General features: G+C 57.3%; 14 protein-coding genes. 1 reads left to right on the plus strand and 13 read right to left on the minus strand.

All coding sequences use genetic code 11. From position 1 onward, the window contains the following. The first annotated feature begins 381 nt into the window (after window positions 1-381). Window positions 382-1737: a HEAT repeat domain-containing protein gene (locus KBY96_RS08545; protein WP_254978940.1), complete on the plus strand. Its 1356-nt coding sequence runs from the start codon at window positions 382-384 to the stop codon at window positions 1735-1737. On the opposite strand, the gene KBY96_RS08550 is transcribed toward KBY96_RS08545, so the two are convergent. From KBY96_RS08550 to KBY96_RS08610, 13 genes are all read right to left on the minus strand, one after another. After that, a complete protein-coding gene (locus KBY96_RS08550; RefSeq protein WP_254978941.1) occupies window positions 1695-2006 on the minus strand; it encodes a CpeR family transcriptional regulator in 312 nt (103 codons plus the stop codon). The two genes, KBY96_RS08545 and KBY96_RS08550, sit on opposite strands and share 43 nt — an antisense overlap. 10 nt (window positions 2007-2016) lie before the next feature. Beyond that, complete coding sequence (locus KBY96_RS08555) at window positions 2017-2655, minus strand: chromophore lyase CpcT/CpeT (protein ID WP_254978942.1); 639 nt, start codon at window positions 2653-2655, stop codon at window positions 2017-2019. Window positions 2656-2667: 12 nt separating this feature from the next. Further along, window positions 2668-3207 (minus strand): phycobiliprotein lyase, encoded by a 540-nt coding sequence (locus KBY96_RS08560; RefSeq protein ID WP_254978943.1) that lies wholly within the window; start codon window positions 3205-3207, stop codon window positions 2668-2670. 297 nt (window positions 3208-3504) lie between these two features. After that, a complete protein-coding gene (locus tag KBY96_RS08565) occupies window positions 3505-4245 on the minus strand; it encodes a phycobilisome rod-core linker polypeptide (protein ID WP_254978944.1) in 741 nt (246 codons plus the stop codon). Between the two features lie 73 nt (window positions 4246-4318). Beyond that, entirely contained in the window at window positions 4319-5938 is a 1620-nt protein-coding gene (locus KBY96_RS08570) for a phycobilisome rod-core linker polypeptide (RefSeq protein WP_254978945.1), read from the minus strand. Between the two features lie 131 nt (window positions 5939-6069). Then, window positions 6070-6954: a phycobilisome linker polypeptide gene (locus KBY96_RS08575; protein WP_254978946.1), complete on the minus strand. Its 885-nt coding sequence runs from the start codon at window positions 6952-6954 to the stop codon at window positions 6070-6072. A gap of 161 nt (window positions 6955-7115) precedes the next feature. Further along, entirely contained in the window at window positions 7116-7847 is a 732-nt protein-coding gene (locus tag KBY96_RS08580; RefSeq protein ID WP_396122302.1) for a pentapeptide repeat-containing protein, read from the minus strand. Window positions 7848-7944: 97 nt separating this feature from the next. Continuing rightward, window positions 7945-8541 carry a phycobilisome polypeptide gene (locus KBY96_RS08585; RefSeq protein WP_315859483.1) on the minus strand — a complete coding sequence of 199 codons (597 nt, stop codon included), beginning with the start codon at window positions 8539-8541 and terminating at the stop codon, window positions 7945-7947. Further along, a complete protein-coding gene (locus KBY96_RS08590; protein WP_254978948.1) occupies window positions 8532-8954 on the minus strand; it encodes a hypothetical protein in 423 nt (140 codons plus the stop codon). Before KBY96_RS08590 ends, KBY96_RS08585 begins: the two co-directional genes overlap by 10 nt. Window positions 8955-9419: 465 nt before the next feature. Beyond that, window positions 9420-9908 carry a phycocyanin subunit alpha gene (gene cpcA / locus KBY96_RS08595; RefSeq protein ID WP_254978949.1) on the minus strand — a complete coding sequence of 163 codons (489 nt, stop codon included), beginning with the start codon at window positions 9906-9908 and terminating at the stop codon, window positions 9420-9422. A 54-nt stretch (window positions 9909-9962) separates the two neighbouring features. After that, entirely contained in the window at window positions 9963-10481 is a 519-nt protein-coding gene (locus KBY96_RS08600; RefSeq protein WP_254978950.1) for a phycocyanin subunit beta, read from the minus strand. 304 nt (window positions 10482-10785) lie between these two features. Further along, window positions 10786-11052: a phycobilisome linker polypeptide gene (locus tag KBY96_RS08605; protein ID WP_254978951.1), complete on the minus strand. Its 267-nt coding sequence runs from the start codon at window positions 11050-11052 to the stop codon at window positions 10786-10788. Window positions 11053-11107: 55 nt separating this feature from the next. Next, window positions 11108-11953: a phycobilisome rod-core linker polypeptide gene (locus KBY96_RS08610; RefSeq protein WP_254978952.1), complete on the minus strand. Its 846-nt coding sequence runs from the start codon at window positions 11951-11953 to the stop codon at window positions 11108-11110. Between the last annotated feature and the right edge of the window lie 287 nt (window positions 11954-12240).

Below are 12240 nucleotides of genomic sequence, written 5' to 3' on the forward strand. Positions count from 1 at the left end.
AGGTGGTTGACCAGGCTCCATGGCCAGTCCGGTCGCCGCTATATCCCCCTCCAAGCCGCGCACGGTCGCAACCGTGATTCCGTTCTGGTGGAGCTGCTGCAGGCTGTGGCTCAGCATCTCTCGTGGAACCCGAAGCTGTTGGCACGGCCTCTGGGTCGTTTCAGAGCGCACACCGGTCACAACCAGAAGTGCATCAGCGAGATGGGGGCCCATGGCGTCTCCGATTTGGTTGGCTTCAGGTTGGTCGTCTTCTGGGTGAACCGTATCAAGCCTCACAGTTCTTAAAACTGCGTCGCTGTCGCCCCGCTGCCGAGCAGAGTTGGAATCAGCTCCCCCTCGAGCTGCACGGCTTCAACCGCTGCGAAACCTGAGAACAGCATTGTGCCCAGTTCAAGCAACAGCTACGACAATATTCATCCGGGGCTCAGTCATCGCGATGCGCTGGCCATTCTCGAGCAGTCCCTGAGTGAGCTTGATTCCGCCAGCGACTACTACATGGCGGCTGCTCATCTCGTGAACTTCCCGGGCAAGGTCACGGAAGACGCGCTGCTACGGCTCATCGAGAATCCTTCAGCTGAACAGGCTGTCAACCACGCGCGCCGAAAAGCCGTGGAAGTTCTGGGGCGACTGGGGACTCAGCGGGCCATCCCCTGCATCGGCCGCTGTCTGCGGAGCGATGATCGCTATCTTGTTGAAAATGCCGCCTGGGCTCTTCTGCAACTTCAGTGTCAGGACGCCGAACTGCACCAGGCGATGTGTCAGCGTCTCAGCGATCCAAGCCAGAGCCGCAGGGTGTTGATTCAGGCTCTGGCGGGGCTGGGAGTTCGTGCTGCGCTGCCCGTGCTTCAGTTGCTGCAGGACGATGAGAATCCAGGGGTGCGCGGGGCGGCTCTGGCGGGTGTGGCCCAGCTCACTGGCGATGGCAGTCGCCTGCAGGACCTGGAGGATCATCTCACCCTGCCGAACCAGATGGACCGGCAGTCGGCGATTCAGGATCTGATCGACAGCCGGGCTTCTTGGTTGCTGCCTTCAATCCTCAAAGCGCCTGTTTCACCTGTGTTCAGGCTACGCGCCCTGCGGGCACTCTGGCCGGTGCAGGACACACAACACGCTGGCCTCGATCTACTGGCCTGTCTGGATGCCTTGATGCGCGACCATCCCGAAGATCTCGTGTTGGTGCACTGTTACGACACGGAGCCGACCACGTCCTTCCTGTTTGAGGAATTCTTTGGCACCGATTTCAGTCGTTGCTATCTAGCTCTGGCCACATTGAAGCAGAGGTCCCCAGCTGAGCTCTGGCCTGTTTTCTGGAAGCGATGGCTGGAGGATGCCCATAACGACTATGGCGCCCACTACTTCTTCATTAAACTCCTCGGCAGTGTGGTCGACTGGCCTTCCGATGCCTTACCAACCATTCAGGCCCTGCTGCTTGAGGCCATCAACAGCAAGCGACCACAATTTATGAAGTCAAAACCGGCTGCCTGTCTGGCGCTGAATAAGCACTATCACGCTATCTGGAGCAATGACCTCCAGCATTGGCTCTCCCCTGATCGCTCACCGAACTGGGAGCTCCGCTATACAGCCTGGATGGGTGTTGAATCCATCGGTGGTGGGAAAGTTCTTGATCGCCTCCTTGCGAACTTGCCGGAAGTGTTGACCTGTCAAGACCCTGATCCTTTCGTTGACCGAAAACGTCAGCTACTGATCTCTGAAAATCGGGTCTGGAAGGAACCATGATTTGCCCAATAGCGCTGAATCTCCAGCCCTCTCGGGCGTGGTACACCTGCTTCTGCCCTCAAGATCTTGAATGTGCGCCGCGGTCCCATGGGCCAGTTGCCGACGGCGCGTACCACACGTACGTCCCCGCCTAGAACTCTAAGGCAGTCTTGAAATCGCTCCAACTGCGTTTGATCGACTGTTTCAAACACAAAGTCTTGTCCTAGGCAGATCAGGTGTTGCGAGCGGATCCAGCTACGGAATTGCTGGTTAGCCCTATCAATATCCATAATCCCTGTGCTAAATAATGATATTTGAGTCTGTTTCTTTCTCTGCCATTCGGCTCACCCACTCGGCGGTGATGTCGCTCTCAAAGCTGGCAACACGTTCAAACTGCAGCGGCCCATGTTCGGAGCCCCACTGCAGCTCATCGGTGGCTGGATCAAAACCCTGATCTCGACTGATCCAACGCTCGCGGTCGACCAACACCTCGCTCACCAGATAGGTGCGCCGTCCATTGCGTGGCACTAAGCAGATCTGACCAGGTTCCAATCCACCGCTGAAACAGCCTGGAGCCGTCTCACGGAAATGCATAGCACAACCACAGCGCTGCTTGAGCCGATCAGCACGAATGATCTTGAGCAGTTCAGGTGTGAAGCCTCCCCCAGCCAGCCGTATCGGTGTGTCGAATCCATAGTTCTCAACGACCTGAGTTTGTTCCGATGGAATCAGTCGATGAACGCCCTGTCGATAGGGTCGCCAAGGATCGTGATCGTAGCTTTGTTCAGAGTAAAAACCAGGGCCGTTAAACACTTCCCATGGAAGAGGTCGGAAATAGATATTGATGTGCGCATACTTTATGGGGTCACATTGTGACTGGGCGGCATTGCTATAGTGGCCCGCCAGTGTCTTCGCGAATCTCAAGGCAAGTTCAGTCACGTTGGTTCTTGTTTAATCTAATGACTCCAAGCGCCGGATTTCGGATGCGAAGGATGTCTGCAGTACCCCTGAACCGGCCGAGGTGCGCAGCACTGAAGAGCGGCAGCGAACATTCTCAGATACGAACCAAATCCGCTCCTCTGCAATGGATTGACCATATTGTGTGTGCAGTATGAAAGTATCATCTTCGAGAAATGTGTAGTTTGATATTGCTTGTTCAGATTCTGCGTATCCGGCGCTTCGCAGCATGATCCCCTTGCAATGATCTGATGGCACTGGGACGAGAACACATGATCCAGCCGATATCTCGCTGGGGTCATCGGGTTCCCAGTCGCTTTCAGCATGCCATTCCATTCTAAAAGGAAGCAATGGTTCGGTGGTGCTGACTGAGGATTCGTGCAGTAGCTGAAGAACCAGTGGATCTTGGGGATCCATTGCTTCGATCAAGACCGAACTGCGGACGTCCTCAAATTGCTGAAAAGCAAGAGAATGACCGCTTCTCATGGAACGCCAGCGGCCCAGACTGCGTGCAATGAAGGTTTCAAGCTGCATCAACGCTGATCAGGCCTTGTCTTGGTGAGCTGTCCTCCCGGATGGGAGACGACCTCCTTGGACCATATGCACCCAGGTTTCGATCATCATGTTGATGGCGGGTGGTTGTGCGTCAGTGCTTTGATTCGCCTGTGGCACATATAGCCATCGATTGTTGCTGTTTCTGGAGTTCATAGTTGTCATTTACGAAATCGGTGAGAATGGGGATTGGGGCGATAAGGCCCTGCCGAATCATGGTTAGAATCTTTTTGGCATGGGGCTCGTTTCACCCCCCTTCCCGCCTCTTTGTAATCCTTTTCAGGATTCGGTGACTGATGCGATTCGACCTCCACGCCGATGAACCGACTGGATGGCGGATGAGAGCGAGCTGAAGGGAACGGTGGTGATTTGTTTGACTCGGCGATTGACGCCAACAGGATTGGCAGTTGTCCAGCGAATCACAAAGCGCTGGCTGTCACGGCCACCTGGGCCTGGAGTTTTTTGGCTGTCTCTCGGGGTTGAGCCGGTGGCCAGGCTGATCAGCAATTGTGATTGCTGATCACCATCAAAACCAGCAAAACCTGAAGCTAATGCACGCGTTCTGTTGTACGTCACGTTTGATTCGCCACACTGGCTTATGGCGCCTCGGTCAAAAGGCACTGTGTCAAATCCGAAGACTTCCAAGTACTCAGCGCTGTACATATAGCTGTTAATTTCTGCTTCATAGCCATTATCAGCCAGGATCTGTACATGTTCACTGAGTTCAGCTTGATTTCGTGGGGCCCGGCCCAACAAATGCTTGAAGTTGAGTTCAACAAAGCGATAGGGGCCATTGGCATCAAAAAACAGGCGGCGATAGGTGTCAGACAGGGCCAAGGCATTGATCAGGCCTTGCACAGTGAGATCGCCATTGCAAAACAGGCTTTCGGCTGTGAGGGAACGATCTTCCTCAAAGAGGTGGGCATTGCCGAAGACCTGGCGGTAGGCGGCATTCAGCTGGGCCTGGGCCTCTGACTGGCGCAAATCAGAATTGGGGCCGGCGAGAGTTGAGTTGAGCATGGCTTTTATGGGGGCTTGGGGAGAGGATGGGAGAAAGCGAGCTGGCGTGGCGGGAAGGTGGGTACGCTTGGGTTCAGGCGATCTCGGTGATCGAGAGGATCCTTCCACCACGCCGATGGATGTATCCCAACTGGGTGGTGATGTCGCTGCCGCTGACCACGTAACTGGCGTTGGGGGTGCGCTGGCGACCGCCTGCAGGCTGGGCATTGACGACAATCCGGAACCGCTTTGTTGTGGGATCCGCAGATCCAGAGGTTGCGGCAAGTCTGTTGACTCTCACCGTGGTGGTGGACCAGTTTGAGGGTGACGAGCCTGTGGCCACAGAATTCAGCAGACTCGAGCCAGATTGCACGGTGTCACTTGCTGCATAGCCCTGAACGAGCGCGATCTGCCGATTGAAGGAAACCTGTTTGCGGCCACTCTCAGTTGCTACGCGTAGATAGGGAACAGTATTTTCGCCGAACGTATTCTGATATTCCTCGCTATCGACGTAACTGTTGATTTCAGTTTCGTAGCCCTGCATTGCAAGCCTTTGCACATGCTCGCTCACCTCGGCCTGATTAGCAGGTGCACGTCCAAGAAGATGTCTGAAGTTGAGCTCTACAAATCGGTAGGGAGCATTGGCTTCAAAGAAGCGGCGGCGATAGTCTGCCGAGTTTGCCACAGCTCTCACGAATTCGCGGGTGCTGAGCCTTCCCTCTGCAAACTGGCTTTCGGCAGTGAGGCTGCGTTCGCTCTCCATCACGTGGGCATTTCCCAGAACTTGCCGGTACACCGAGCGGACTAGCGCGGCAATCTGATCAGCTGAATCGCCGCTGCAGCGCTCAAACACTTCCTGCTGACGTTGGCCAAGCCCAAAACCTACGTAGAGATCACCCCGCATGGGTGCCGAGTCGCCGCCGTCGGCACTGTTCCGCTTCACAGGTTCAAACATGCCACGCGCCGAACCAGTCCCTGATCTACCCATCAGCTGAGACGAATCAGATCGGTATACCTGTGCGGGAATCTTGATTGAGAGCCTATAGCCGCTCACCAGATTACCCAGCAGCTGACTCTTCGATCCTATGGCTGTGTCGCTACCTGCGAAGTTCTGCTCAAGTGCTGCCATCCGGTTGAAGACACACTGTGGCTGACCTACTGGAGAGTTCCAGCTGGTGGGGTATGGAACAGTGTCCTCACCAAACGTCTGAATATATTCATCAGAGTCAAGATAGCTATTGATCTCGCCTGCGAAACCACTGGAGGCGATCAGTGCCACATGGTTGGATATTTCGGCTTCATTGTGCGGGGGGCGACCCAGCAGATGCTTGAAGTTCAACTCAACCGCCCGATGCGGAGACACGGCATCAAAAAAGCGTGATTGATAAAATCCCGACTGTGCCAATCGACGCACGAATTCTCGTACGTTGATATCGCCATTGCGGAGCTTAGACTCAGAGCTGAGCAGCCGTTCGCTTTCCATCGGCTGAACATTGCCGAACACTTGGCGATAGGCGGCTGTCACCGCAATCTGATAGGCAGTGTTGTCGTTTGCTGTGAATGGTGAAGGCGCATTGAGTTCTTGCTGATTCCGGAACCGATCAGCGCTGGTGGCAGTTTCTGCGGCTCCGTTTCGATTCCGCGAGAAGGTGGCTGGAGCGTCAAGCAACTGTGTGGCGCCAAAGCCAAGGGCTTTGGATTGGTTGACAGTCATGGCAGGAAGGGAGTGGTGTTCTGCTGGTGCTGGATGTGTACCTGCAAGCAGCATGATGATTGTGATTGCGTTCTAGGTTGCAGACTTGAGCTTTTCTGGTGGCTCAGGAGAGCTCAAGCCAGCCTGGCTAATCAGCTTACTGGCGTGATACTGGCAATCTTGCCACCTTCACGGTGAATGCGCTGATACTGCTCTGAAAGCTTGTTGAAGGGTATGAAGTATACCCGGTTAGCTTTTCTGTAACGAGAGACACGCCGTATATCATTAGCGCGATAGGCCGTGCATTCAACGCGATAAATCTTGCCTTCTTCCCCAGCAATCACGCCAATGCGCGTGACTGGATCCGTGAGGTTGGCTGCTGGACGGAAGCTCCAGCCTTGGGAATCTTGTGACGATGGAGGCACCACCGGAAGCGCCCGGTTTTGGTAAGCAGCGCCACCCAAGCGGCTCTTGTTTCCTGCGAGATTGCCCTTCAGGCTGCTGCTGCTGTTACCCCGCAGCAACTGGAATGACCAGGTGAATTCCTGTAGTGTTGTGCAGGATTCAGTCTTCCAGCCCCGCTGAAATGGAACCGTCCACTCACCAAAGCTGTTCTGGTACTCGTCGCAGTCCAGGAAGCTGTCGATATCTGCCTCGTAGCCGCTGGCGTCTAGCCGTTCAGCATGGGTGCGCATGTCTTCGAAGTCGACTGGTGCGCGACCAAGGAGATGCCGAAAAGCAAGCTCGATATACCGATAGCGCGTGCAGCTGTCGAAAAACCGTGTGCGGTAGAGGTCGCTCTTTGCGATGCTACGTACAAACTCCCGTACGCTCACCTCGCCAAGTTTGAATTGCGATTCGGCGACGACCTGACGCTCACTCTCCATGACGTAAGCATTGCCAAGGACCTGTTTATAAACTGCCCGGACAATAGCTTCCTTCTTCTCGTTATCGTCTCCGGGGATGAGTTCTAGTGGCGCCTCACACTCCTGTGAGAACCGTTCAACACCCAGTATGGAGGCGGGGCCAAAGGGCATGTCATTGCTGGCGAAACATGGTCATCATCGCTTTCATCCAGTGCCTCCACGGTCGAACTTTATAAACCTCAATCTTTTACATCATTGTGTTGCCTGACTCCTGTCCTCGCTGCCCGCGGCTCCTGGCAGGGCCCCGTCAACCGTCACTTTTTGGGCCGGTTTCAGGGCTGCTTTGCTGACTGCAACAGCGATTCCAGTGAGCTGCGGGTGGTCTCGCGGGTGAGCGGGTTCCAGCAATCCAGTTCGGTGTGCGCACGAGATAGGAGGTTCTCCAGCTGCTCCATGGCGATACCCGTAGTCAGGCTGAAATCAGCACCCTGAATGCTCTCCGCCCTGTCCAGGGCTGCGTCCGTGAACTCGGCCGCCCGGAGGTCGGCTTGATTGAGCTGGCTGCCGCCAAAGCGTGCCCCCACGCAGTGGCAGCCTTGTAGTTTTGCAAATCTCAGGTCGGCACCTACAAAACGCGCACCGTTCAGCACGGCGCCACTCAGGTCGCAGCCGCTCAGGTAGGCGCCCATAAAATTCGCGGCACGCAGGTCCATCCCCCTGAGATCGGCGCCATTGAGAAAGGCGCCGTTGAGAATTGCCCCGGGGCCCACGGCTCCTGACTTGCCCAGATTGAATCCTTCCGGTACCTGGGTCTTGCTGTCATAGCGGGCCAGTGTGAGTCTGCAGCCTTCCAGCAGGCAGGCCGAAAGGTCTGTGCCCCTCAGGTCTGTACGGCACAGGTTCGCCCCTCTCAAATCCAGTGGTGGCAGAACACGGTGATCCCAGCGGGCCCCTCGTGCGTCAACCGGCGGCGGCTGCGAACCATCAGGTTCGCGCTTCTCCGGAGCCAGCCACTGCCCGGGGTCTTTCGGCAGCAGACCTGTATTGCCTTTGGTTTGTTCCATGCGCTTGGACAGTGTGTGAGCCATTTGCGATTGTGCCCCACTCTCGGGTCAGTTCCGATGCATTGCAGTGGATGGCTGGGGCGCCATCACCCTTGCGTCACCAGATCTGTGCAGGGAGCAGAGCCTTCATCAGATCATCAATTGCCATGTTCAGGCAGCGGATCTCACGGGCATGCCCTGTTCCTTCTAGCAGGTGTGTCGTCAGGGCTCGCATCTGGGTCAGGGCGTATAGCAGAGCCGGCACTGGGACATCAACAAGTTTGTACAGCGCTAGCAAGGGGTTCATCCCGTCCTTGTCAGTGATCTCTGCACAATCACACGCCACTCCGTAGGTGATCACCCGCAGAAACTGCTGGCAATCCCGCCAGCAAGCCTCGGCTCGCTGCTCTGGGTAAAGCTGTCCCCCAGGAAGAACAAGATGGGGATGTTGGTTCAGCAAGCGCCGCCTTGCCTCATCGACCAGCTGGATTGACTGCGCCATCAGCTCCCGAACGGCATGCTCAGAGGTTCCGCAATATTTGCATACTATCTTCAGCTCGTCTGGGCTCAGGGGGCGTTTGGCCGCATCGGCTCTGGCGACAAGTATTCTCGCTTCTGAGGGAACAGTGGTTCGTTGGCTCAGACCGCACACCTGAGCCGCCTGGGCGAGTTGGCCGATCTGGAACTCTCGCTGTGGGTCTGCAGTCAGGTCCACGATTGCACAGGGGTAGCGGTGAGCCAGCCATGCCGTTCGAGATGGAATGCCCAGATGATCGATTCACCCAGCCCAGGACAGTGTAGAGATGCCAATTCCACGAGTTGCGCCGATACCCCGAGCGTCCTGAGCAGATCCATGGCCTGGGCTGACCCTCCAACCCAGGCTGGCCGGATGGCCGCCCCTACGACCCATGTCAGACGGGTATCGAGAAGTTCTCCGCTGCCGCTTTCGCAGGCCAGTAGAAGATTGGCGTTGTCAGGATGGGATGCACGATGGGCCTGCCAGAGTTCGATGTCATCAACTCTGAGGTCGATGCGTAGACGATCTTGGTTGGTTCCATACTGAAGTTCCTGCCCTTTCCCGGCTTCTTCGATCAAGCGTTCGATGCCTGGGATTCCTTCAGGTGACATTGCGGATGTGGAGCTGGAGAGGACTCTGGCGGCCTCAGCGGCCCACTTGTGTTCATCGTAACCGACCTCGTGGCCGTCTGAATCGAGGATTCGCCGACGGCGGTGGTTTGCAAAGGGTTCTGGATCAAGCTCTCAAGGGGGTCAGAAGCTCACTTCGCGCCTGGGCATGGTGTGGGATTGAGCAGATGGGAGTGTTTTCGGTCTGATCAGGAACTGAGACTGTGCTCTTGTCAATGGACGATCAATCTGTGGAGTGTCACGACAGTCAGGACTTTCTGTCATATTCACAGCCGTGACATCGTTGTACTTCGGGCAGGCATCTCCTCCCCTTGCTTATGATTGCCCTTAACTCCCCCCATTGTTGTGGGACAGGCTGGGCAAGCTACAGTTTTGATCGCTTTGGAAAACCATAGAAAAGGCCTCCCGGTGGGGAGGCCTGGCGAGAGATCTGAACCAAGGGTTGGATCAGACGAGCGCGTTGATGGCGTAATCCAGGTAGTTGTTGGCTTCGGTGGCAGCTTCACCGGCAAGACCATGGTTGGCCTTGATGTAGTTGAGGGCTTCGACGTACCAAGAGGGGGAGAGTTCGAAGGCGCGGTTGATCTCGTCGAGACCGGCGATCAGGTACTCATCCATAGGGCCTGTACCACCAGCCACGAGGCAGTAGGTGACCATGCGCAGGTAGTAGCCGATGTCCCGGGCGCACTTGGCCTTGCCGCGGGCGTCGGAGGCATAGTTGGGCCCCTGCATCTGGGTGGTGTAGGGGAATTTGCTGTAGACGGCCTGTGCTGCGCCGTTCACAAGCTGATCAGACTTGGCAGTGAGTCCCTTGGCGGCCTCGAGGGCGTTCTTGGCGCGCTCGAAACGACCGAAGGCAGCATTGAGCTCGGTGTTGGAGAGGAAGCGGCCCTGGGAATCGGCAGAGGCGACGGCTTCGGTGAGGGGGGTCTTCATTGGGTTGAGAGAAGGAGTTGGATCCGATGATCAGGAGGTGAAGTCCTGAGGGATTCAGCCGACAGCGGCGGCAGCGCGATCGAAGTAGGTGCCGATCTCGCTCATCAGAGCGGAGCAGTCACCAGCGGTGATACCACTGCGATTGTTGGCGATGGAGATGGCGGCATCCTTCATCTTGCGCACGCCTTCAGCCACGGAAGCGCCGGGGACGCCGAGGGCGAGGTAGGTCTCACGCAGGCCGTTGAGGCAGCGGTCTTCCAGCACGGAAGCGTCGCCGGAAAACACGGCGTAAGTAACGTAGCGGAGGATGATCTCCATGTCGCGCAGGCAGGCAGCCATGCGGCGCTGGGTGTACGCGTTGCCACCGGGGGCGATCAGAGAGGGCTGGGCCTCGAAGAGGTCGCGGGCCGCGTTGGTGATGATGGCGGAAGCGTTGGAGGTGATGCGGTTGACGGCATCCATCCGCTTGTTGCTGTCGGCGGCCATCGCCGCGAGGGCGTCGATCTGACCAGCGTTGATGAATTCGCCGCGGGCATCAGCCTGGGCAACGACCTTGGTGAAGGCGTCGAACATTGAGGAGCTCCTTTTCTCGACGGGCTGTCGGGGAGGGTGGATACGGGGGCAGGTTGACTTGAACCAGTCACAGCCGGCGGGCAAACCCGCTGCGCCAGGTACTCGTCAACTTGACCTGATCATGCTGACGCCAAGGGGCTGATGACTGGGATCTGGTTCACAAACGGTCATTGCCCTTGGCTTGCATGGGTCGGGGTGGCACGGGTTCGTTGGCCAGGCCTGTGCATTCCGGTGCGCCTCAGACAAAGGAGCCCCATCGGGCCCCCAATGGATGGCTGGGGATGCCCGCGCCGCTCAGCGCGCCTCAGTTGTTCTCGGCCTTCGAGCGGGTTTTCTTCCGGGCCGGGGCCACCTTGGTGGCAGCCAGATCGCCGCCGTTTACAGCCACCCCGGTGATTCTGCCGCCCATGCGCTGCACCATGCGCATGGTTTCGTTCATGCGGGTGTAGGGCACATTCATCACCATGTCCGCTGTGCGCGAATAGTCGTTGTTGGCCAGGCCGGTCACCGTGAACGTGACCTGGCGACCGCTGCTGAAGCTGGTGCCGCGGCTACCTGCAGAAACCTTCATGGCTGACGAAGCAAAGTGGATGGCAAGAAAGGGAGGGAGAACTGGCCGCTGGTGGTCAGTTCACCGGGGTGATGCTGGCGATGCGGCCACCTTCACGCAGAATCTGCTGCTGGGTCTGCAGCAGTTTGTTGAAGGGGATGAAGCGGACGGGGTTGCTGCGCTTGTGCAGCCTGTAGTTGTTGTAACCGGTGATCTCCACCCGGAAGGTGCGACCTTCCTCTCCTGAGCCCACGCCCTGACGGGTCACGCCATCGCTGGTGACCTTGCGGAACACGGCGCCCTTGGCGTTGGGGCTGACCACGGCCATCGGCTGCTCAGCGTGAACCGCCGGGTTCAGGCCTGACTGGGTCTTGAGCAGATCGCCCCGAACCGAAGCGCCCACCCCGCGGGTGAGCTGCAGCATGTAGGAGAACTGCAGCCCCTGCTGGCCGGCGTTGTCGTTAAAACGATGCAGGAAGGGCACCACCTCTTCACCGAAGCGGCCCTGGTATTCGGCGCTATCGATGTAGGAGTCGATTTCAGCGTCGTAGCCCTGCTCCTGCAGGATGGTGAAATGCTCGAGCATCTCGGCCTTGTTCTGGGGGGCACGGCCCAGCAGATGCTTGAAGTTGAGCTCGATGATCCTGTAGGGGTTGCAGTTCTCGAAGAACTTCTGCTTGTAGAGCCCACTCTTGGCCACCTGGCGAACAAACTCACGCACACTCAGGTAGCCGCGCCTGAACAGTGATTCGGGCCCTTCGAGCCGCTCACTCTTCATCCCATACTGGTTGCCGAGCACCTGGCGGTAGACAGCACGCATCAGCCCCTCCTTGTCATTTTCAGAGGCGTTGGTCCAGTTTTCCTTGGTGCGGTCGTTGGAAAAACGCTCAATGCCCAGGTAGGACGCGTTGGCGAGGGTCATGAACTTGCGGGGACGGGCGTATGGAGTGCGACGTATGGAGTTCGTTCGCGGCCTTCGTGTACCCATCGCTAGGCAGCTCTCAGCGTGACAGGCAGCGCGTGACAGGAATTGCTGACCGATCCTATGGGTGTGCCTGAGCCTCTTCACAGGCTTTCCCGAATCGTTACAAACCCGGCCATGGGCCTCGCCCTGGCGTCGCGGGCAAACATCGATACCATCGGCGCACATTCCGTTCCTGTGCATCCAGCGCCACCACCAGCTTCGCTGCTCTGGAAACCCTGCTCTGG

Source organism: Cyanobium sp. ATX 6A2 (assembly GCF_024346355.1).
Lineage (GTDB): Bacteria > Cyanobacteriota > Cyanobacteriia > PCC-6307 > Cyanobiaceae > NIES-981.